This window comes from Pseudomonas sp. NyZ201, from assembly GCF_049860765.1.
GTDB lineage: Bacteria > Pseudomonadota > Gammaproteobacteria > Pseudomonadales > Pseudomonadaceae > Aquipseudomonas > Aquipseudomonas bharatica.
This window is the reverse complement of the sequence record NZ_CP187557.1, coordinates 1,204,417-1,226,078: the sequence shown is the minus strand read 5'-3', so window position 1 is coordinate 1,226,078 and position 21,662 is coordinate 1,204,417. Positions and strand designations below refer to the sequence as shown.

20 protein-coding genes and 2 pseudogenes are annotated in these 21,662 nt (G+C 62.6%); 10 read left to right on the top strand and 12 right to left on the bottom strand.

All coding sequences use genetic code 11. The features are described from left to right. Positions 1-127: 127 nt before the first annotated feature. A complete protein-coding gene (pcaR, locus tag ACPFMA_RS05695) occupies positions 128-1,003 on the bottom strand; it encodes a pca regulon transcriptional regulator PcaR (protein WP_425929819.1) in 876 nt (291 codons plus the stop codon). Between the two features lie 536 nt (positions 1,004-1,539). On the opposite strand from pcaR, the gene ACPFMA_RS05690 reads away from it, so the two are divergent. Then, complete coding sequence (locus ACPFMA_RS05690) at positions 1,540-1,746, top strand: hypothetical protein (RefSeq protein WP_064303893.1); 207 nt, start codon at positions 1,540-1,542, stop codon at positions 1,744-1,746. Between the two features lie 328 nt (positions 1,747-2,074). Beyond that, entirely contained in the window at positions 2,075-3,547 is a 1,473-nt protein-coding gene (locus tag ACPFMA_RS05685; RefSeq protein WP_064303892.1) for an inorganic phosphate transporter, read from the top strand. Between the two features lie 102 nt (positions 3,548-3,649). Here ACPFMA_RS05685 and ACPFMA_RS05680 read toward each other — a convergent pair whose 3' ends face one another. Continuing rightward, positions 3,650-5,116: a helicase HerA-like domain-containing protein gene (locus ACPFMA_RS05680; RefSeq protein WP_420059349.1), complete on the bottom strand. Its 1,467-nt coding sequence runs from the start codon at positions 5,114-5,116 to the stop codon at positions 3,650-3,652. Positions 5,117-5,289: 173 nt separating this feature from the next. Here ACPFMA_RS05680 and ACPFMA_RS05675 point away from each other — a divergent pair. The 5 genes and pseudogenes from ACPFMA_RS05675 to ACPFMA_RS05655 form a co-directional block, all read left to right on the top strand. Then, a pseudogene (locus ACPFMA_RS05675) lies at positions 5,290-6,309 on the top strand (cache domain-containing protein); the annotation flags it as partial. A gap of 90 nt (positions 6,310-6,399) precedes the next feature. Then, positions 6,400-7,164 (top strand): methyl-accepting chemotaxis protein, encoded by a 765-nt coding sequence (locus tag ACPFMA_RS05670; protein ID WP_376699740.1) that lies wholly within the window; start codon positions 6,400-6,402, stop codon positions 7,162-7,164. A gap of 153 nt (positions 7,165-7,317) precedes the next feature. Then, positions 7,318-8,433 (top strand): glycosyltransferase family 4 protein, encoded by a 1,116-nt coding sequence (locus tag ACPFMA_RS05665; protein WP_420059348.1) that lies wholly within the window; start codon positions 7,318-7,320, stop codon positions 8,431-8,433. After that, complete coding sequence (locus ACPFMA_RS05660; protein WP_425929818.1) at positions 8,426-9,190, top strand: DUF2334 domain-containing protein; 765 nt, start codon at positions 8,426-8,428, stop codon at positions 9,188-9,190. The genes ACPFMA_RS05665 and ACPFMA_RS05660 overlap by 8 nt, the downstream gene beginning before the upstream one ends. Further along, a complete protein-coding gene (locus ACPFMA_RS05655; protein WP_425930575.1) occupies positions 9,187-10,179 on the top strand; it encodes a lysylphosphatidylglycerol synthase transmembrane domain-containing protein in 993 nt (330 codons plus the stop codon). Before ACPFMA_RS05660 ends, ACPFMA_RS05655 begins: the two co-directional genes overlap by 4 nt. Positions 10,180-10,185: 6 nt before the next feature. Here ACPFMA_RS05655 and ACPFMA_RS05650 read toward each other — a convergent pair. Together ACPFMA_RS05650 and purU are read right to left on the bottom strand one after the other, a co-directional pair. Then, positions 10,186-10,320: pseudogene (locus ACPFMA_RS05650) on the bottom strand (hypothetical protein); the annotation flags it as partial. A gap of 4 nt (positions 10,321-10,324) precedes the next feature. Beyond that, a complete protein-coding gene (gene purU, locus ACPFMA_RS05645) occupies positions 10,325-11,176 on the bottom strand; it encodes a formyltetrahydrofolate deformylase (RefSeq protein WP_064303887.1) in 852 nt (283 codons plus the stop codon). A 314-nt stretch (positions 11,177-11,490) separates the two neighbouring features. Between purU and mvaT the strand changes: the two genes are divergently transcribed. After that, positions 11,491-11,871, top strand: coding sequence for a histone-like nucleoid-structuring protein MvaT (gene mvaT / locus ACPFMA_RS05640; RefSeq protein ID WP_009401198.1), 381 nt, complete (start codon positions 11,491-11,493; stop codon positions 11,869-11,871). 67 nt (positions 11,872-11,938) lie between these two features. Here the strand turns inward: mvaT and sbcB are convergent, their stop codons facing one another. The 3 genes from sbcB to ACPFMA_RS05625 all read right to left on the bottom strand — a co-directional run bounded on the left by sbcB (position 11,939) and on the right by ACPFMA_RS05625 (position 14,300). Next, positions 11,939-13,375 carry an exodeoxyribonuclease I gene (gene sbcB, locus ACPFMA_RS05635; protein WP_425930574.1) on the bottom strand — a complete coding sequence of 479 codons (1,437 nt, stop codon included), beginning with the start codon at positions 13,373-13,375 and terminating at the stop codon, positions 11,939-11,941. 32 nt (positions 13,376-13,407) lie between these two features. Further along, positions 13,408-13,767: a hypothetical protein gene (locus tag ACPFMA_RS05630; RefSeq protein WP_064303885.1), complete on the bottom strand. Its 360-nt coding sequence runs from the start codon at positions 13,765-13,767 to the stop codon at positions 13,408-13,410. Between the two features lie 146 nt (positions 13,768-13,913). After that, entirely contained in the window at positions 13,914-14,300 is a 387-nt protein-coding gene (locus ACPFMA_RS05625) for a tetratricopeptide repeat protein (protein ID WP_009394752.1), read from the bottom strand. 232 nt (positions 14,301-14,532) lie between these two features. Here ACPFMA_RS05625 and pyk point away from each other — a divergent pair, with 232 nt between their 5' ends. Then, positions 14,533-15,984, top strand: coding sequence for a pyruvate kinase (pyk, locus tag ACPFMA_RS05620; protein ID WP_009394751.1), 1,452 nt, complete (start codon positions 14,533-14,535; stop codon positions 15,982-15,984). A 145-nt stretch (positions 15,985-16,129) separates the two neighbouring features. Here the strand turns inward: pyk and ACPFMA_RS05615 are convergent, their stop codons facing one another. After that, a complete protein-coding gene (locus tag ACPFMA_RS05615) occupies positions 16,130-17,065 on the bottom strand; it encodes an iron-sulfur-binding ferredoxin reductase (protein WP_425929817.1) in 936 nt (311 codons plus the stop codon). A gap of 269 nt (positions 17,066-17,334) precedes the next feature. Between ACPFMA_RS05615 and ACPFMA_RS05610 the strand changes: the two genes are divergently transcribed. Continuing rightward, positions 17,335-18,858 carry a fumarate hydratase gene (locus tag ACPFMA_RS05610; protein WP_009394749.1) on the top strand — a complete coding sequence of 508 codons (1,524 nt, stop codon included), beginning with the start codon at positions 17,335-17,337 and terminating at the stop codon, positions 18,856-18,858. Between the two features lie 70 nt (positions 18,859-18,928). On the opposite strand, the gene ACPFMA_RS05605 is transcribed toward ACPFMA_RS05610, so the two are convergent. The 4 genes from ACPFMA_RS05605 to ACPFMA_RS05590 all read right to left on the bottom strand — a co-directional run bounded on the left by ACPFMA_RS05605 (position 18,929) and on the right by ACPFMA_RS05590 (position 21,655). Beyond that, the gene (locus ACPFMA_RS05605; RefSeq protein WP_009394748.1) at positions 18,929-19,228 is read right to left on the bottom strand and encodes a ribbon-helix-helix domain-containing protein; all 300 of its coding nucleotides are present in this window, start codon (positions 19,226-19,228) and stop codon (positions 18,929-18,931) included. A gap of 11 nt (positions 19,229-19,239) precedes the next feature. Beyond that, the gene (locus ACPFMA_RS05600) at positions 19,240-19,821 is read right to left on the bottom strand and encodes a DJ-1/PfpI family protein (RefSeq protein WP_009394747.1); all 582 of its coding nucleotides are present in this window, start codon (positions 19,819-19,821) and stop codon (positions 19,240-19,242) included. Positions 19,822-19,914: 93 nt separating this feature from the next. Beyond that, positions 19,915-21,072, bottom strand: a complete 1,158-nt coding sequence (locus ACPFMA_RS05595) for a phospholipase D-like domain-containing protein (protein ID WP_064303882.1) — start codon at positions 21,070-21,072, stop codon at positions 19,915-19,917. 1 nt (position 21,073) lies between these two features. After that, positions 21,074-21,655 (bottom strand): YceI family protein, encoded by a 582-nt coding sequence (locus tag ACPFMA_RS05590; RefSeq protein WP_009394745.1) that lies wholly within the window; start codon positions 21,653-21,655, stop codon positions 21,074-21,076. Between the last annotated feature and the right edge of the window lie 7 nt (positions 21,656-21,662).

Here is a 21,662-nt window from a genome sequence, read left to right as displayed (position 1 = left end):
CCTCTCGCTCATTATTATTGACGGACCGGTCAGGCCGGCCGTTGCGAGCGACATTAATAAGGGCCGCGAAACCGCGCAATTCGATAAACGCATCAGTGTGCGTTTATCGAACAGGTTTGCATGCCTTTCAGGCGAAAAGCTGGGCGCTGAGATCGCGACTGGCAGCAATCATGATCGGCAGGAAACGCTGCTCCAGCTCGCTGCGGCTGACCCTGCCGGCATGCGTACTGACGTTCAGCGCCGCCAGCACTTGCCCCGAAGCATCGTAGACCGGCACGGCGATGGAGCGCAGGCCTTGCTCCAGTTCCTGGTCAACGATGCACCAGCCTTGCTGGCGGACCACCTGCAGGCATTCGAGCAGCGCTTGCGGGTCGTGGATGGTGCGGCTGGTCTTGGGCTGCAGGTCGGCGCGATCGAGGTATTCGTGGAGGCTGGCGTCGTCCAGGGCAGCGAGAAGGATGCGGCCCATCGAGGTGCAGTAGGCCGGAAGACGCCCACCCACCGACAGGTCCACCGATATCAGCCGCTGAACAGTGGCGGACCGGGCTATATAAAGGATGTCGTCGCCTTCCAGGGTCGCCATGTTGCAGGCTTCATGCAGTTGGTCGCTCATGCGGTCCAGGTACGGCTGGGCGGAAACCGCCAGCGGCGTAGACGACAGATAGGCGTGGCCCAGGGTCAGGACCTTGGGCAGCAAGGAATAGGTGCGCCCGTCGGTCGTGGCATAGCCCAGCTTGATCAGGGTATGCAGGCAGCGCCGCACCGCCGCCCGGGGAATCTCCGTACGGTGGCTGATCTGGGCGATGGTCAGGTGCCGCTTGCGCTCCTGGAATGCCTGCACCACCGCCAGGCCACGGGCCAGGGAAGTCATGAAATCCGGATCGCCGGTGAACGCCTGGATGCGCCTGGCTGGCGACGCCACGATAGGCGGCGCCAGTGACGAGAATGAATTGCGTACCTGGTCGCTCAAACCTGAACCCTTCGGGACTGTTTCATCGCTCATGACTCACCTCGGTCACACTCTCACGAGGGCGATTATCGAACCATCGACCGATAATCGCAATTGACCAAACGCCATAATTGCTTATACCTTTTCTCCGCCCTTGTGGCTTCTTGGAGAGACTGGTCAGGTACCCACCGTAGAAGTCCCGGGTACGGCCTCGCCCACCAGCGAGGCCGTTTTTCTTTGAACCGATTAAAAGCGGTTCTTGCGTATATATTGTTTTACGCAACAAAAGAGGGAAACAAAGTCCCTTCTTTTAATGTCCTGATTCTTCTACCCCATAATTGGACGTATCCATCTTCCCGTCACTTGCTATACTCGGGCAACGATGTCGCCCGTCCGGGCCTCGTCGATATGGATTCCCTGTTGGACTTGCCGAATCCCCGTGTCAGGCGCAACCCTGCGCCGACACCAGACGAAAGTCTGTTGCTACGACAGCCTTTATCAACTCTGGCAACCGTAGCCGCGCGCGCGTTACGTCACCTCAGCACTAACGCCTCGCGTAAGCCAGCGTAACTTGATCGACAGGTAGCACTGTGACGAAAGACGAACTGCGCGCGGAACTTGAGCGCCAGGAACAACGCTTCAAGGAAGTCTATGGTGGCGAAGTCACCACCTATGCCGCGCAACCCGAACCGGAACGCAAGCCGTGGCGCAAGCGGGCCACGGTGATGGACCAGGTATTCGCCGAAGAATTGCGCAAGATGGAACAGGAAAAGGACGGCAAGCCCGAGGAGCCTTGAGCCCTCGGCGCCGACCCGATCCGGACCGCAACGGTACCTGTCCATACAGGTACCCCGCTGCCTGCATCCGCTATTGAAGATGAAACCGTAATGGTTTCTGACAAATTTCATACGTTCGTTTGAATTTTTTCTGACATCAAGAATTCACGACTTTCTCATCAAATAGTCGCTTTCTCGTCGATTTTAGCCGCATTTTTCTTCCAGCCACTCGTCCACGCGGGTGAACCTGCAGTACTCTGCGGCCCTCCACCGGTCAGCAGCCAGTGCATTGATTACGGGGGATTTCTGGCATAATCGCGCCCCCTTATGACCGGGTCAGAAAACCTTCATGATCGAATTATTCAGCGGACTTGATGCGTGGGTACTGGTGAGCCTCATCCTCGCCTTGACCTTCGTACTCGCCTTCGAGTTCATCAATGGCTTTCATGACACCGCGAACGCGGTAGCGACAGTCATCTACACCAAGGCCATGCCCCCGCAACTGGCGGTGTTCGCCTCCGGTGTCTTCAACTTCCTCGGCGTGCTGCTCGGCGGTGTCGGTGTTGCCTACGCCATCGTCCACCTGTTGCCGGTGGAGTTGCTGATCAACGTCAACACCGGGCACGGCCTGGCCATGGTCTTCTCGCTGCTGGCCGCCGCCATCGCCTGGAACCTGGGTACCTGGTATTTCGGCATTCCGGCCTCCAGTTCCCACACCCTGATCGGTTCGATCCTCGGCGTAGGCCTGGCCAATGCGCTGCTCAACGACATTCCCTTGGGCGATGGCGTCAACTGGCAGAAAGCGATCGATATCGGCATGTCCCTGGTCCTTTCGCCGATGGCCGGCTTCCTGGTCGCCGCGCTGGTGCTGCTGGGCCTGAAATGGTGGCGTCCGCTGTCGAAGATGCACAAGACGCCGGAGCAACGGCGCATGCTCGACGACAAGAAGCACCCTCCTTTCTGGAACCGCCTGGTGCTGGTCATGTCGGCCATGGGCGTAAGCTTCGTGCACGGCTCCAACGATGGCCAGAAAGGTATCGGCCTGATCATGCTGGTACTGATCGGTATCGTTCCGCAGCAATTCGTTCTTGACCTCAACAGCACCACCTACCAGATCGAGCGGACTCGCGACGCCACCCTGCACCTGAGCCAGTTCTACCAGCGCAACCACGAAACCCTCGGTGAGTTCCTGGCCCTGGGCAAGGCTGCCAAGGGCGATCTGCCCGAGCAGTTCAGCTGCAACCCGCACCAGACCGAGCCGACCATCGCCGCGTTGCAGCAATCGCTGGAAGGCGTCGCCGACTATCGCGTGCTGAGCGCCGAGAAGCGTGTCGAAGTGCGTCGTTACCTGCTGTGCCTGGACGACACCGCGAAGAAGGTCGGCAAGCTGCCGGGCCTGGAGGCTCGCGAGAAGTCCGACCTCGACAAGCTGCGCAAGGACCTCACCGCCACTACCGAATATGCGCCGTTCTGGGTCATCCTGGCCGTTGCCCTGGCCCTGGGCCTGGGCACCATGGTTGGCTGGAAGCGCGTCGTGCTGACCATCGGCGAGAAGATCGGCAAGCAGGGCATGACCTATGCCCAGGGCATGTCGGCACAGATCACCGCGGCGTGCGCCATCGGCATGGCCAACGTCTTCAGCCTGCCGGTATCGACCACCCACGTGCTGTCGTCCGGTGTGGCCGGAACCATGGTCGCCAACCGCAGCGGCCTCCAGGGCGGCACCGTACGGACCATCCTGCTCGCCTGGGTGCTGACCCTTCCGGCCTCGATGGGCCTGGCGGCCGGGCTGTTCTGGTTGTCGACGCGGTTCGTTGGCTGATTTGCAGAGAATTGAAAAAGGCGCCTCTACAGGCGCCTTTTTTATTGCCCTCTCGGGCCTCATCGCTGGCAAGCCAGCGATGAGGCCCTCAAGAACAACACATCACTTGCGCTTGCCGCCCAGCAAAGACCCCATCAACCCCCGTACCAACTGCCTCCCGAACTGGTTCGCCGCCTGCCGCACCGCCGACTTGATCGCCTGCCCTGCCGCACTCTGCAGGAACTCCCCGGCCTTGTCCGCCAGGCTCTCCTCCTCCTTGGCGGCTACCACCGGCGCTTCGCCCTTGCGTGCCATCAGGATTTCATAGGCCGATTCGCGGTCGATCGGTTTGTCATAACGCCCCGCCAATGGAGACCCGGCCACCAGCGCCGCCCGCTCAGCCTCGCTCAAGGGGCCGATCCGCGATTGTGGCGGGGCGATCAACACGCGCTGCACCATCCCGGGGGTGCCTTTATCCTGCAAGGTGCCCACCAGCGCTTCGCCAATTCCCAACTCGGTGAGCACCGTAAGGGTGTCGAACGCCGGGTTGGGCCGGAAACCGTCCGCCACCGCACGCAGCGACTTCTGCTCCTTCGCGGTAAAGGCGCGCAAACCATGCTGAACCCGCAAGCCCAACTGGGCCAGCACATCATCCGGCAGGTCAGCTGGCGACTGGGTCACGAAGTACACGCCCACGCCCTTGGAGCGAATCAGCCGCACCACCTGCTCCAGCCGATCCTGCAAGGCCTTGGGCGTGCCATTGAACAGCAGGTGCGCCTCGTCGAAGAACAGCGCCAGCAATGGCTTGTCCGCATCACCGCGCTCCGGCAGCTGTTCGAACAACTCCGCCAGCAGCCATAAAAGGAAGGTGGCATAGACCTTGGGCGACTCGTGAACCAGGCGGCTGGCATCGAGCAGATGAATGCGCCCGCGTCCGTCCGGTGCAGGGTGCAACAGATCTTCCAGTTGCAGTGCCGGCTCGCCGAACAGCGCCTCGGCGCCCTGCTGCTCCAGGGTCGCCAGGCGTCGCAACAAGGCCTGGGTCGATCCGCTGGTCATCAGCGCAGCGTCCTCGCCCAATACTTGCGGGTTGTCCTTGAGGTGGCCGAGCAACGCCTTGAGGTCCTTGATATCCAGGAGCAACAAGCCTTCCCGGTCCGCTACCTTGAAGGCGGCATACAGTGCCGCCTGCTGACTGTCATTCAACTCCAGCAGGTTGCCCAGCAACAGCGGCCCCATTTCACTCAAGGTAGTCCGCAGTGGATGACCGGATTGGCCGTGGATATCCCACAAAGTCACGGGATAGGCCTGGGGACGATGATTCAGCCAGGACATCCCGGCAATGCGCTCGGCCACCTTGCCCTGGGGATTGCCCGCTGCACCCAGGCCACAAAGGTCGCCCTTCACATCGGCGGCGAACACTGCCACGCCGGCATCGCTGAAAGCTTCCGCCAGGCGTTGCAAGGTTACGGTCTTTCCGGTGCCGGTGGCACCCGCGACGAGGCCGTGCCGGTTGGTCAGGCGCAGTGCCTGGGAAACCGGCTGTCCGTCAAGGTCTGCACCCAGAACGAATTGCGTGGAGTCCGGCATGTTTTTTCATCCTCCATATAAAGCTTTTGTGTGAATCAGCCGATATCAAAATGTGATTGATCGCTCGAAAAACAGGAAATCCCCGATAAGGACATGGGACCTCTCTCTGACTCTCATCAGCGACTCCGTGCGAACCACCCGGATATTCAAGACCTTAGCGGACCCAACACGCCATGAATAAAAATCTCCGTTTCAGCCACAAGATATTGTTGGCTGCCTCACTGATCGTGATGCTCGCGTTCAGCCTGTTCACCTTGTACAACGACTACTTGCAGCGTAATGCCATCCGGGAAAACCTGGAGAACTATCTCGGCGAGATGGGCGATACCACGGCGACCAATATCAAGAATCTTTTTGATGGTCGCATTCTGCTGGTAGAGAACGCGGTGCAGAACATCGCTGCCGATCCGCAGAACGTCGGCACCGTGCTCGGCCAGAAAGCACTGACATCCAGCTTCCTTACTACCTACATGGGCCATCCGAATGGTGACTTCACCATTCGCCCGCAGTTGAAGATGCCCGATGGCTACGATCCGCGTGCGCGTCCCTGGTACAAGGACGGCCTGGCCGCCGGCAAGACCATCCTGACCGAGCCCTATATCGACATGAGCACCGGCAAGATGGTGATTTCCATCGTCACCCCGGTATCCACGCAGATCGGCGTGGTCGGGGGCGACCTGGCCCTCGATGGCCTGGTGGAAATCATCAACTCGCTGAATTTCGGCGGCATGGGCTACGCCTTCCTGGTCAGCGACCAGGGCAAGATCCTCGTTCACCCGAACAAGGACCTGACCATGAAGGCCATGAGCGAATTGTTCCCGAACAATACCCCACGCCTGGACAAGAAGCCGGTGGAAGTGGAAATGGACGGCAAGCCGACCATCCTCAGCTTCACCCCCGTCAAAGGCCTGCCTTCGGCCAACTGGTATATCGGTCTGGCTGTAGACAAGGACAAGGCCTACGGCATGCTCAGCAAGTTCCGGACGTCGGCAGTGATCGCCACCCTCATTGCAGTGGGCTTCATCATCGGCCTGCTGGGCCTGCTCATCAACGTGCTGATGCGTCCGCTGCACACCATGATCCGCGCGATGGAAGGCATCGCCCAAGGCGAAGGCGACCTGACCCGTCGCCTGAGCATCCACAACCACGACGAATTCGGCATGCTCGGCAAGGCCTTCAACCATTTCGTCGAACGTATCCACCAGTCGATCCGCGAAGTGGCCTCGGCCACCGAGCATGTCAACGAGGTGGCCCTGCGCGTGGTCGCGGCCTCCAACTCGTCGATGGTCAACTCCGATGAGCAGAGCAACCGCACCAACAGCGTTGCCGCGGCCATCAACCAGCTCGGTGCCGCCGCCCAGGAGATCGCCCATAACGCTGCCCAGGCCTCGCAACAGGCCAGCTCGGCGCGTCATCTGGCCGAGGAAGGCCAGCAGGTAGTGGACCGTAGCATTCAGGCGATGAATCGTCTGTCGGACATGATCTCCACCTCCAGCACCCACATCGAGACGCTGAACAGCAAGACCGTGAACATCGGCCAGATCCTCGAAGTGATCACCAGCATTTCCCAGCAGACCAACCTGCTGGCGCTCAACGCCGCCATCGAGGCGGCACGCGCCGGCGAGGCCGGGCGCGGCTTCGCGGTGGTGGCCGACGAGGTGCGCAACCTGGCGCACCGCACCCAGGAGTCGGCGCAGCAAGTACAGAACATGATCGAGGAGTTGCAGGTCGGTGCCCGCGAGTCCGTGGAAACCATGAGCCAAAGCCAGCGCCACAGCCACGACAGCGTAAGCATCGCCAACCAGGCGGGCGAGCGCCTGAGCAGCGTGACCCAGCGCATCGGCGAGATCGACGGCATGAACCAGTCGGTGGCCACCGCCACCGAGGAACAGACCGCCGTGGTCGATTCGATCAACATGGATATCAGTGAAATCAACATGCTCAACCAGGAAGGTGTCGAAAACCTGCAATCGACCCTGCGCGCCTGCGCGGACCTGGAGCAGCAGGCCGGTCGCCTGAAGCACCTGGTCGGCAGCTTCCGCATCTGATCCCACCGTCCCGTCCGGCGGCACATTGCCGCCGGACCCTGCCGTAACAATTCGAACAAACTATCCTTGTCCAGGGTCAACCTTAAGGCACGTAACTGCGGCTTGCCTGCGCCGCATGACTGTCCGAAAGAAGATCCGGGAGGGATGCTGATCGTGCATATCGCTGACATCACCATGTTCTACGCCCCTGCCAGCGGCGGAGTGCGTACCTATCTTGATGCCAAACACCGCCGCCTGGGCCTTGCACCGAATGTTCGACACAGCCTGCTGATTCCCGGCGCCAGCGCGCGCCACCACAACGGAATCCACGAAGTACCCGCCCCGCCGCTGCCATTCGGCAACGGCTACCGTTTTCCGCTGCGCCTGGCGCCCTGGTGCAATGTCCTGCGCGAGCTGCAGCCCGACCTGATCGAGGTCGGCGACCCCTACCTCACCGCCTGGGCTGCGCTGGATGCGCGTCGCCGGCTGGACGTGCCGGTGATCGGTTTCTATCACTCCGATCTGCCGCTGCTGGTCAGCAACCGCATGGGCAATTGGTTTACCCCCAATGTCGAAGCCTATGTCAGCAGGCTCTACGGCAATTTCGACCGGGTTCTCGCACCTAGCCAGGTCATGGCCCACAAGCTGCGCAGACTTGGCATACGTGATGTGCATGTGCAGCGCCTGGGCGTCGACCTGGAGACCTTCCATCCAGAACGCCGCGACCCTGGCCTGCGCGCCGAACTCGGGCTGAGCGACGATACCCGCCTGCTGGTCTTCGCCGGACGCGGCTCGCGGGAAAAGAACCTGCCGGTGCTGCTCGACTGCATCCAGCGCCTCGGCAAGCCCTGGCACCTGCTGCTGGTGGGCTCGCATATGCCCGCCAATGTGCCGGACAACGTCACGGTGTTCGACCGCTTCCGCCCGGCCAGCGAAGTCGCCCGGCTGCTGGCCAGCGCCGACCTGCTGGTGCATGCCGGCGACCAGGAAACCTTCGGCCTGGTGATTCTCGAAGCCATGGCCAGCGGTACCCCCGTGGTCGCGGTGGCCGCCGGGGCCTTTACCGAGATCGTCGATCCAGGCTGTGGCCAGCTTTGCCAGCCGGGTGACGGCCAGGCCATGGCCAATGCGGTGCGCGAGGTCTTCGAGCGCGGCACCCATGAACTCGGGCAACAGGCACGGCGGCATGTCGAGCGGCACTACAGTTGGGACAACGTGGTCAGCGGCCTGCTTGCCCATTACCGCGCGGTGCTCGGCTACAGCGACCTGCCGGTACGCGCCCATGCATGAGCGCCTCGCTGCCGGCCGTAGCGTGCTGCTGGTACTACACGACGTAGCGCCGGAAACCTGGCCGGACTACCAGCCCTTCGTCGAAGCCGTGGACGCCCTGGGCGAGGTGCCCATGACCCTGCTGGTGGTCCCGGATTTCCACAAGCGCAATGCCCTGGAGCAAGACGCCGGGTTTCGCCGGATCATGCAACGACGGCTGGTGCGCGGCGACGAACTGGCCCTGCACGGTTATTACCACGCCGACGATGGGCCCGCCCCGCGCTCGCTTCGCGACTACTTCATGCGCCGCATCTATACCTGGGAGGGCGAGTTCTACGGTTTGAGCGAGGCCCAGGCATTGCAGCGCCTGGAAGCAGGGGTCGAGCTGTTCCAGCGCCTGGACTGGCCACTGACCGGCTTCGTCGCCCCCGCCTGGCTGATGAGCGAAGGCACTCGTCAGGCACTGCGCCAACTACCGCTGCATTACACCAGCGACCCCCAGCATCTTTATCGACTGCCGGACTTCACCGCCATCAAGGCTCCAGGGTTGGTGTGGAGCGCACGCAGCGCCTGGCGCCGGGGCTTGTCGAAAGCCGTCAGCACACTGCAGGAGCGACGCATGCACGGTGCCAGCACCCTGCGCCTGGGCCTGCATCCGGTGGATATGCGTCATGACTTTTCCCGCAATTATTGGCTGGATACTTTGCAGCGCCTGCTCGCCGACGGGCGTACGCCCATGACCAAGATGGCGTGGCTGGCCAGCAGGCCGGTGCCGTGAACCGCTTCGGCTGGCTGCTGGCAGCGCTGGTGATGGCAGCGCTGGTGCCGGTTTTGCTCGGCGGCAGTGACCTGCTGCCTCGCCTGCGCGGCTTTCCTCCAGGGCTGCTGGTGGCATTGTTCGGCATGATCGTCCTGTGCTGGGCGCTCAATTCGTTGCGCCTGCGCTTGTTACTGGGCAGCCAGGGCGAGAAGATTGGCCGCCTGCGCAGCCTCGGGGTGGTCATGGCCACGGAGTTCGCCATCTGCACCACACCCGGCGGCAGCGGCGGCCCGTTGACTTTGATGGCCCTGCTTTCCCGCGAACGTGTGCGGCCGGCCCACAGTGGCGCGGTATTCGCCATGGACCAGTTGAATGACCTGCTGTTTTTCCTCTGCGCCGTTTTCGCCATCGTCATCTACACCCTGTTCCACAACCTGGGGCGCAGCCTTGAAGGCATGCTGCTGGGCAGCGCGCTGCTGATGCTCGCGGTACTGGGCATGGGTATCGGGTTGCTGCGCTGGCGGCGCGACTGGATGCGCTGGAATGGCCGCCTGCTGAAAAAACTGAATGTACGCAGCGCAACGCGGCGGCGCTGGGCAAGACGACTGTTGCATTTCTTCCGGGCGTTCCGGGCGACCTTGCGTCTGCCGCGCAGGGTGCTGGCCCTGGTGTTCATGCTCACCTGCCTGCACTGGGCGCTTCGCTACAGCGTGCTTTACCTGGTCCTGGCGGGGCTGGGGGGCAACCTGCAGTGGGTGTCCAGTTTCCTGGTCCAGGTGCTGTCGTTGAGTGCCGGGCAATTCAGCCTGCTGCCGGGCGGCGCGGGTGCGGCGGAACTGACCTCTGCAACCTTGCTGACGCCGATGGTCGGCAAATCAACGGCCGCGGCCGCGGTGCTGGTCTGGCGGGTTGTTACCTACTATTTCTACCTGGTCGCCGGCGGGCCGGTCTTCCTCTGCCTGCTGGGCAAGCCGCTGCTCGAGCGGATCAGCGGCCTGCGCCGCTAGCTGCGCCTGCCACAGCTCGGCGGCACCGGGGAAATCGGTGCCGTCCTCGCTGCCCAGGGCGGCCGGGTCATAACGGCTGAGGCAACCCTCGCCCAGGGTAGGCGGGGGATGGGCCGCAGCCTTGTCGAGCGGATCGGCCATGGCCTCAGTTGAACACCACGGTCTTGTTGCCGTGCACCAGCACGCGGTCTTCCAGGTGGTAACGCAGGCCACGGGCCAGGACCATCTTTTCGACGTCACGACCGAAACGAACCATGTCCTCGATGCTGTCGCTGTGGCTGACACGCACCACGTCCTGCTCGATGATGGGCCCGGCGTCCAGCTCTTCGGTAACGTAGTGGCAGGTCGCGCCGATCAGCTTCACACCACGCAGCGAGGCCTGGTGGTACGGCTTGGCACCGACGAAGGATGGCAGGAAGCTGTGGTGGATGTTGATGACCTTCTGCGCGTATTCCTCGCACAGCTGCGGCGGCAGGATCTGCATGTAGCGCGCCAGTACCACCACATCGGCACCATGCTCCTTGACCAGGCGCGAGACTTCGGCGAACGCCGGCTGCTTGTCCTTCGGGTCGACCGGAACGTGGAAGAACGGAATGCCATGCCACTCGACCATGCTGCGCAGATCATCGTGGTTGGAGATCACGCAGGGAATGTCGCAGTCCAGCTCGTTGCTGTGCCAGCGGTGCAGCAGGTCGGCCAGGCAGTGGGACTCGCGGCTGGCCATGAGCACGACACGCTTCTTCTGGTCGGTGTCGGTGATGCGCCAGGTCATGGAGAACTCTTCGGCGATCGGCGCGAACGCCTCGCGGAACGCCTCGATGCCGAACGGCAGGGTATCGGCACGGATCTCGTGACGCATGAAGAACCAGCCGCTCAGGTCATCGGAATGATGGCTCGCTTCGGTGATCCAGCCATTGTGGGACGCCAGGAAATTACTGACTTTGGCGACGATGCCGACACGGTCGGGGCAGGCGATCACCAGCCGATAGGTACGCATGCAGGGGGGCTCCAGAACTTCGCAAAGGCGCACATTCTAACGATTGCCGGGCAAAACTACAGTATCCACGTGACATCCGGGGAGCCGCTGCCGACGCCGTTGCATCCGGGCCTTGGACTGTCGGTCCGGGCGCGGGAAAGCAAAATTCAGTTAGTTGCGAATTTCACCCGACGTGAGTTGTAAAGTGCCAGCGCCACAATCGATGCCGGGAATAAACAATCAAAGGTGCCGCATTCGAATGTTTACTTGAGCAAATTGTCTGACTATTATTGCCCCACTGTTACCCAGAACTCCCAATTTGCAAGGAACGACTCATGTCCCTGATCAACGAATATCGCGCCACCGAAGAAGCCATCAAAGAACTGCAAGCCCGCCTGAAGAATCTGTCCGAAGACAACAAGCTGCAACAAGAGCTGGAGTTCGAAAAGAAGCTGCGCGATCTGATGGGGACCTACGGTAAATCCCTGAAAGACATCATTGCCCTGCTGGACCCGGACGCCAAGCTGAACAAGGCGCCACGTGGCGCTGCAGTTAAACCCGCCGGCACCAAGCGCGCTCGCAAGGTCAAGCAATACAAGAACCCGCACAACGGTGAAATCATCGAAACCAAAGGTGGCAACCACAAAACCCTCAAAGAGTGGAAAGCCAAGTGGGGCGGTGACGTTGTAGAAGGCTGGGCTACCCTGCTGGATTGATTTGCGCCCCTACCAATAAAAAACGCCGGCATTGCCGGCGTTTTTTATTGGGTGGTCTTTACATTGCTTACATTCCCAGCCGCTGGCGCAGGCCATTGGCATGTGCACGCCACGCCTCAAGCAAGGCCAGCTGCGCGCCATCGGCCGTTGCCAAAGCCTCCTGCAGCGCGGTTTCAAAGGCGGCGAGGGTATGCGGCGCGCCCATCGCTTCGTCATTAAGACGCTGCTGGCAGAATGTTCTCCATTGCACTTGCTCCGTTTCACTGAGGCTCGCCGGAAAGTTCCTGGCCCTATATCGGAACAATAACTCTGTCAGACGCGGATCGTCGAACATCCACTGCCCACTCGCCAATTGCTGGGGATCGGCCATGCGTACCTGCTCGCATAGACGCCGGTCGCGGTCACCGAAAAATCCGTCATACAGCTGCTGCTCGGGATCTTCACCAGGAGCAAATTCCCGACCTTCATAAATTGGCGTCAATTTATTTTCCCACTGCTCCCGCACGGCAATCAGCTGTTCACCACGGCGTAGCAATTCGGACATATCGAGGCCCAGGCGCAGCTGATCCTGCTTGCGCAATACCGCCAATGGCGCCACTACCGGGCAGCGATTGATGTGCAACAACTTGAGAGGAACAGGCAATTGTCCTTCAGGCATTTCCTCGCGACGCATGTATAAACGCTGGCGCAATACTTCGGAATCTTCCTTCAACAACGGTGCAATATCCTGGTGCAAGTCACAAACAATCAGGGCATTGCGATTGGCGGGATGCCAGGCCAGCGGCAGCACCACGCCAAGATAATTACGCGCCGCCGAAAAGCGTCCGGAAATATGTACCAAGGGCTGCAACAGGCGAATCTGATCGAGGACTTTATGTTTGCTGCGCAGCTCGAACAGCCACTCATAGAGGCGCGGTTGCTTTTGCCGGATCAGGCGGGCCAGGGCGATGGTTGCGCGCACGTCCGACAAGGCCTCGTGTGCCTGGCCGTGATGGATGCCGTTGGCCGCGCTGAGCAGTTCCAGGCGCAGGCTGACCTGGCCATTCACCTGCGGCCATTCGATCCCCTCGGGACGCAGCGCATAGGCCGTGCGCACCGTGTCGATCAGATCCCAGCGGCTGTTGCCGCCCTGCCATTCACGGGCATAGGGATCGAAGAAATTGCGGTACAGGCTGTAGCGGGTCACTTCATCGTCGAAGCGCAGGGTGTTGTAGCCGGCGCCGCAGGTACCGGGACGAGCCAGCTCGGCATGCACCCGGGTCATGAAATCGGCTTCGGCCAGGCCATCACGGGCCAGTTGCGCTGGAGTGATCCCGGTGATCAGGCAGGCGGCCGGGTGCGGCAGGATATCGTCGCTCGGCTGGCAGAACAGATTGACCGGCGCTTCGATCTCGTTGAGGTCCAGATCGGTGCGCACGCCGGCGACCTGCAAGGGCCGGTCGCAGCGTGGATCGATGCCGGTGGTTTCGTAGTCGTGCCAGAAAATGCTGGAGGTCACGGCGATTCATCCTGAACGGTAAATCGCCGAAGTCTACCTCATGCCGATGTCGGCAACGGCCTGAAGCTGAAGTAGTTGAACAGGGCCGCCACCAACTGGTCGTACTCCCGGGGCGCCTGCAGCAACATGAATCCCGAGTCGTAGAAGCCGGGGCTTTCGTCCTCGTGGCACCACAGGCAACTGGCGGTGATGTTGATGCGCTGCCAGGCGCCGGCCTTGGCGGGAATGCGCAATTGCAGTTCGAAGTCGGGGCCGACCAGCAAAGGCAGGGTGCTGATCAGCATGAGGCCGTCCTCCGATGCATAGCCCAGGTAGCCGATGGGCTGTTCGGTGAAACGGTTGTAGACCTTGAGGAAGCTGGGGAGCAGGTGTCGCTCGATTCGGCGCTCGGTATACATGGCAATGGGTCGCAATGGATAACCCTTAGAGCAGGGTCGCGCTAGTGCCGTCTTGTACAGGTGCACGCTGGTTGTACACAGTCTGTTTCACTCAGAGTAGCGCAGACCGGAGCAAGGCATCCAGCGCAAATTGGCCCCCCGTCGCCTCACCGCAACGGTGCGAGCGGAGCCGGGCGCGGGGTCGCGGCCTCGCCCTCGCGATAATGTCCAAGCTGTTCAAGCGTTTGCAGGCGCGCACGGGCCCGGTAGGCGTATTCATTCTGCGGGTACTGCTGGATGATGAATTTGTAGGTCTGCGCCGCGTCGACGAACAGCATCTGCCGCTCCAGGCACTGGCCACGCAGCAACGCCGTCTCCGGCCAGATGAACGGTCGCGCGCGGCTGGTGCGATCGACCTGCGACAACTCCAGGGTGACCCGCTCGCAATCGCCACGGTCATAGGCCCGGTAGGCATTGTTCAGATGGTGGTCCATGGACCAGCGGGTGCAGCCGACGACGCTGGTCGCCAGCGCCAAGACAATCAGGGCTCGCATGGGAATTCTCCTTTGATAGGCAATGTATCGGCGCCTGACCGGAATTCTTCAACCACGAAGCTGCAAGAGAATACGCGATCCGTTTTTACTTGTAGCTTTCGGCTTGTAGCTTGCAGCTCGAAGTCCCGTTCAAACGCCCGCCCTGCCCCGGCCCAAGGTAGTGCAAAGGAACAATGACTACAGCGTTTTTCAGGAGTAGCCTTTCGCTGCGCTTCACTACAGGAGTCTGTGCATGACCATCCGCCGTACCAAAATCGTCGCCACCCTCGGCCCCGCCAGCAATTCACCGGAAGTAATCGAACAGCTGATCCTCGCCGGCCTGGATGTCGCCCGCCTGAACTTCTCCCACGGCACCCCGGACGAGCACAAGGCGCGTGCCCGGCTGATCCGTGACATCGCTGCCCGCCACAATCGCCACGTGGCGCTGCTGGGCGACCTGCAGGGTCCGAAGATCCGCATCGCCAAGTTCACCAACAAACGTATCGAACTGAAGGTGGGCGACCGTTTCACCTTCTCCACCGCGCACCCGCTGACCGCCGGTACCCAGGAAATCGTCGGCATCGACTATCCGGACCTGGTAAAGGACTGCGGCGTCGGTGACGAACTGCTGCTCGACGATGGCCGCGTGGTCATGCGCGTCGAAACCGCCACCGCCGACTCGCTGCACTGCGTGGTGCTGATCGGCGGCCCGCTGTCCGACCACAAGGGCATCAACCGCAAGGGTGGCGGCCTGACCGCCCCGGCCCTGACCGAGAAAGACAAGGCCGACATCAAGCTCGCTGCGGAAATGGACCTGGACTACCTGGCCGTGTCCTTCCCCCGCGATGCATCCGACATGGAATATGCCCGCCGCCTGCGCGACGAAGCCGGCGGTACTGCCTGGCTGGTGGCCAAGATCGAGCGCGCCGAGGCCGTGGCCGACGACGAGACCCTCGACGGCCTGATCCGCGCCAGTGACGCGGTGATGGTGGCCCGTGGCGACCTCGGCGTGGAAATCGGCGATGCCGAGCTGGTGGGCATCCAGAAGAAGATCATCCTGCACTCGCGCCGCCATAACAAAGCGGTGATCGTCGCGACCCAGATGATGGAGTCGATGATCCAGAACCCGATGCCGACCCGCGCCGAAGTGTCCGACGTGTCCAACGCCGTGCTGGACTACACCGACGCCGTGATGCTCTCGGCCGAGAGCGCCGCCGGTGCCTACCCGCTGGAAGCCGTGCAGGCCATGGCGCGAATCTGCCTTGGCGCGGAAAAGCACCCGACCAGCAAGACCTCCAGCCACCGCATGGGCACCCAGTTCAGCCGCTGCGACGAAAGCATCGCCCTGGCCGCCATGTACACCGCCAACCACTTCCCGGGCGTCAAGGCGATCATCGCCCTGACCGAAAGTGGCTACACCCCGCTGATCATGTCGCGGATCCGCTCCTCGATCCCGATCTTCGCCTTCTCCCCGCACCGCGAAACCCAGGCCCGCGTGGCCCTGTTCCGCGGGGTCTACACCGTGCCGTTCGATCCGGCCGCGCTGCCGGCGGAAAAGGTCAGCCAGGCCGCGGTGGACGAGCTGCTCAAGCTCGGCGTGGTCGAGCAGGGCGACTGGGTCATCCTGACCAAGGGTGACAGCTACCACACCATCGGTGGCACCAATGGCATGAAGATCCTGCATGTCGGTGATCCGCTGGTTTGATGTTGCTGCTGTGAATAAAAAACGCCCGGACTTGAGCCGGGCGTTTTTCATTGTTCTTTCGGGCCTCATCGCCGGCAACGCCGGCTCCCACAGGATCGGCGGAGTACACGATACCTGTGGGAGCTGGCGTTGCCAGCGATAGGGCCTACATATGCCCTACAAAAAGGTCTGAATACACCTGGTTCCTCGGCACCCCCGCCAAAAACAACCGCCGCGAAAACGCCTCCACACTCCCCGGCGCCCCACACACCAGCGCCACCGTCTGCCGCGATTGCACGCGCAAGGCCGCCAGTGCCACAGGCAATTCCGTCGGTGTCACCAGCTCCACCTGCAACTGCGGATGCCGCGCCGCCCTCTCCTTCAATTCCTCGGCCAGATAATGCCCGCCCTCGTCCCGCGCCAGATGCAGCACGCGGATCGGCCCGCGATGCTCCTGGCGCAAGGCTTCGCGCAGGATGCCCCACAACGGCGCCAGCCCCGTCCCCGCTGCCAGCAGCCAGAGCGGCCGCTCCTGCCAGTCCGGGTCGTAATGGAGGCCGCCGGCGCGCAGCTCGCCGAGCCGCAACTCCGCGCCTTCGAGCAGATGCCGCGCTGGCGTGCAGAATGCACCCGGCTGGCGACAGTCGATATGGAACTCCAGCCACGGATCTTCCCCCGGCACGCTCGCCAGGGAATAGGGCCGTGCCACGCCCAGGGCGTTCCACAGCAACAGATGCTGCCCCGCCTGGTAGCGCAAGCCGTTCAGGGGTTTCAGACGCAAGCGCAGGACATCGCCCAGCCAAGCCACGGAAACGACCTGCGCCGGCTGGCCATCGGTCTTCGGATCGAACAACGCAACCCGCAGGTCCATCCCGATCCGGCACTGACACGCCAGGCGCCAGCCCAACTCGCGCTGCGCCGCGCTCAAGGCCTCCGGCCGCCCGTCCTCCGGCTCGCCTTCGACACAGCGCACCAGGCAGGCATGGCAGCTCCCGGCCCGACAGCTGTAGGGCACGCCACAGCCTGCATCATTGAGCGCATCGAGCAGATTGCTGCCGGGCGCAACGGACCATTGGCGTTCGCCGACCTGCAGTTCAGGCATTGCTGTTCATCTCCACTGACTATTCATGCGCCAAATCTAGGCTCGTTCCGATTGACAGGCCAGGAGAAACAGCAAGAACGATGCCGTGCGATCACCGACCATGGTTGGACCACTGGCGCGTGTACCAACGGCCGAGCCGCGCTATACTGCCGCGCCTTTTTTGCGTCGGGCATTTTGTCGCGGCGCGTCTGAAAGGTCGTTTCGACACCTCGGCCTGTCCGCGTCGGAATACCTATTGAATGTTCCCGTGTTTAAGAGGAGCGCGCTGCATGACCGTGATCAAGCAAGACGACCTGATTCAGAGCGTCGCCGATGCCCTGCAATTCATTTCGTACTACCACCCCGTCGATTTCATCCAGGCGATGCACGAAGCCTATCTGCGCGAGGAGTCGCCAGCCGCGCGTGATTCCATCGCCCAGATCCTGATCAACTCGCGCATGTGCGCCACCGGCCACCGTCCGATCTGCCAGGACACCGGCATCGTCACCGTGTTCGTCCGCGTCGGCATGGACGTGAGCTGGGACGGCGCCACCATGAGCGTCGACGACATGATCAACGAGGGCGTGCGTCGCGCCTACAATCTCCCGGACAACGTCCTGCGTGCCTCGATCCTGGCCGACCCGGCCGGTGCCCGCAAGAACACCAAGGACAACACGCCGGCGGTCATCCACTACTCCATCGTCCCGGGCAATACCGTGGAAGTGGACGTGGCAGCCAAGGGCGGCGGTTCCGAGAACAAGTCGAAGATGGCCATGCTCAACCCGTCCGACTCGATCGTCGACTGGGTACTGAAGACCGTGCCGACCATGGGCGCTGGCTGGTGCCCGCCCGGCATGCTCGGCATCGGCATCGGCGGTACCGCCGAGAAGGCCGCGGTGATGGCCAAGGAAGTGCTGATGGAGTCGATCGACATCCATGAGCTGAAAGCCCGCGGCCCGCAGAACCGCATCGAGGAACTGCGCCTGGAGCTGTTCGACAAGGTCAACCAGCTGGGTATCGGTGCCCAGGGCCTCGGCGGCCTGACCACCGTGCTCGACGTGAAGATCATGGACTACCCGACCCACGCCGCGTCCTTGCCGGTGTGCATGATCCCGAACTGCGCCGCTACCCGTCACGCCCACTTCGTGCTGGACGGCTCCGGCCCGGCCGAACTGGAAGCACCGTCGCTGGACGCCTACCCGGAAATCGTCTGGGAAGCCGGCCCGTCGGCCCGCCGTGTCAACCTCGACACCCTGACCCCGGAAGAGGTGCAGAGCTGGAAACCGGGCGAGACCATCCTGCTCAACGGCAAGATGCTCACCGGCCGCGACGCTGCGCACAAGCGCATGGTCGAAATGCTCAACCGCGGCGAAGAGCTGCCGGTGGACCTCAAGGGCCGCTTCATCTACTACGTCGGCCCGGTCGACCCGGTCCGCGAAGAAGTGGTTGGCCCGGCTGGCCCGACCACCGCGACCCGCATGGACAAGTTCACCCGCCAGATCCTCGAGCAGACCGGTCTGCTGGGCATGATCGGCAAGTCCGAGCGTGGCCCGACCGCGATCGACGCGATCAAGGACAACAAGGCCGTGTACCTGATGGCCGTGGGCGGCGCTGCCTACCTGGTCGCCCAGGCGATCAAGAAGTCCCAGGTGCTGGCCTTCGCCGAACTGGGCATGGAAGCGATCTACGAGTTCGAGGTCAAGGACATGCCGGTCACCGTCGCGGTGGACAGCAAGGGCGAGTCGGTACACATCACCGGCCCTGCGATCTGGCAGAGCAAGATCGCCGAAAGCCTGGCGGTGGAAGTGAAGTAACGCCGCACGCTTCAAGCGGCAAGCTTCAAGAGCAAAAGCGGCGTGGATTCCACGCCGCTTTTTTATTGGGTCAACGCGCGACGGCTTTCAAGGGGACCGGCTCGGCGCTGCGGCGCTGGCCCAGGTAGCGGATACAGCTCACCCGCAGGAACGAGGCGAAGTTCACCACTTCGCCGCGGTACTCCATGACCTCGTCGTACAGCTTGCTGATCAGCTGGTTGGTGGTCATCCCGTCGACCTCGGCGATTTCCCGAAGCACATCCCAGAACTGGTTTTCCAGGCGCAAGGTGGTCACCACCCCGCGAATGCGCAGCGAGCGGCTACGGGACTCGTAGAGAATCGGGTCGGCCTTGACGTAAAGCTCGCACATCTGCGGTTACCTCACAGGGTGATACGGGTACCCAGAAGCCCGAGGAAACCGGCCAGCCAGGCAGGATGCGCCGGCCAGGCAGGGGCGCTGGCGAGATTGCCCTGGACATGAGCCTGGGTGACCTCGATGTCGATATAGCGGCCGCCCGCCAGTTTCACTTCCGGCGCACAGGCCGGATAGGCGCTGCATTCGCGCCCTTCCAGCACCCCGGCGGCGGCCAGCAGTTGCGCACCGTGGCAAACCGCAGCAATCGGCTTGCCGGCCTGGTCGATGGCTTTCACCAGCGCCAGCACTTCCTCGTTCAGGCGCAGGTACTCCGGCGCGCGGCCGCCCGGGATCACCAGGGCGTCGTAGTCCTCGGACCTGACCTTGGCGAAATCGAAATTCAGGGCGAAGTTGTGGCCGGGCTTTTCACTGTAGGTCTGGTCGCCTTCGAAGTCGTGGATCGCGGTGCGTACCGACTGCCCGGATTGCTTGCCCGGACACACCGCATGCACGGTATGGCCGACCATCTGCAGGGCTTGGAACGGCACCATCACCTCGTAGTCTTCGACGTAGTCGCCCACCAGCATCAGAATCTTCTTGGCCGCCATTTCACGTTCTCCTTCGTGTGCAGGGGAAAAGGTACCCAGACACGTTAGACCTTGGCGCAGGCTTGCGGGTAATAGGTGCCTACTACGTCAGGATCAATCGCGCCGATCCAGCAGATTCACCACCAGCCGATCCAGCCAGCCCCAGAGGCGCTGCTGCACCCGCCGCCACAGCGGCCGGGCGCGCCAGTCATCGAGGTTGACCTCGCGACTCAAGGCAAAATCGCGGACGAAACTCTCGCTCACCGCCTGGTTCAGCAGCGGGTCGATGGCTTCGACGTTCGCTTCGAGGTTGAAGCGCAGGTTCCAATGATCGAAGTTGCACGAGCCGATGCTGACCCAGTCGTCTACCGCCACCATCTTCAGGTGCAGGAAACACGGCTGGTACTCGAAGATCTTCACCCCGGCACGCAGCAGGCGCGGGTAATAGCGATGGCCGGCGTAGCGTACCGACGGATGATCGGTGCGCGGCCCGGTCAGCAGCAGGCGTACGTCGATGCCCCTTGACGCGGCACGGCGCAGGGCGCGACGGACTTTCCAGGTCGGCAGGAAATACGGGGTAGCCAGCCAGATGCGACGCTGACTGCTGTTCAGTGCGCGCACCAGCGATTGCAGGATATCGCGGTGCTGCCGGGCGTCGGCATAGGCCACCCGGCCCAGTCCCTCGCCGCTGGCCGGCGCACGCGGCAAGCGCGGCAGGCCGAAATGGGTCGGCGGCCGCCAGGCGACACGCCGCAGGTTGGCGCGCCACTGGCGATCGAAGAGCATTTGCCAGTCTGCCACCAGCGGCCCCTGCATCTGCACCATCACTTCATGCCAGTCGCTGGCGTTCTCGACGGGGTTCCAGAACTCGTCGGTAACCCCGGTTCCGCCCACCCAGGCAACGGCCTGATCGACGAGGAGAATCTTGCGATGGTCGCGATAAAGATTGCGAAAACCCCGGCGCCAGCGCAGACGGTTATACCAGCGCAGCTCGACACCCGCCGCCTGCAAGCGTTGGCGCAGGCCCAGGGTGAAGGCCAGCGAGCCATAGTCATCGAACAGGCAACGCACCTGCACACCGCGCTCCGCCGCGCTGACCAGGGCCTGGACCATGGCTTCGGCGCAGGCGCCCGCTTCCACCAGGTACAGTTCCAGGTCCACCTGGAATTCGGCCCGGGCGATGGCCGTGAGCATGGGCGGGAAAAACGCCGGGCCGTCGATCAGCAGTTCGAATTGGTTTCCGGAACGCCAGGGGAAGACCGGCCCGGCCATGTCAGCGCGCCGTGAAGATCAGCACCGCACCCACCGGCACCGAGAGGTTGATCGACTTCAGTCCGGCGGCCTTGCGCAAGGTTTCCAGGCCGGGGGCCAGATCGAAATGCTCGGCGCGCAGGATCAACGGTTCCAGGGTTACCACCTGGAAGCGGCGTTCGTCGAGGCGGGTGGCGAGCAACTGGGCGTTGTAGGCGTGGGTCTTGCCGTGCAGGGTCACGTTGACCGGCAGGCGCAGTTCCAGTTGCGCGCCATTGGCCAGGTCGTTGATCGGACGCAGGTCGAGCTGGGCACTGATGGTCGCCTCGGGGAAGGTTTCTACCGCGAACAGGTCCTTGCGCATGCGTTCGTCGCGCAGCGGGATGCCGCTGCTGACCGAATCCATCTCCACCTGCAATGCCGCCGCCCCTTTGCGATCCACCTTGCCGTGCAGCACCAGGAAGCGGTGCACTTCGGACACATCGCCGTTCTTGCTGCTGATGAAGGAAAGGCGGGATGACTCGTTGTCCAGGTACCAGTTGGCCTGAACGGGAAGACAGACGATCGCCAGGGAGGCGAGCAGAAGGCGGAGCGGACTGGGCATGCGAAAT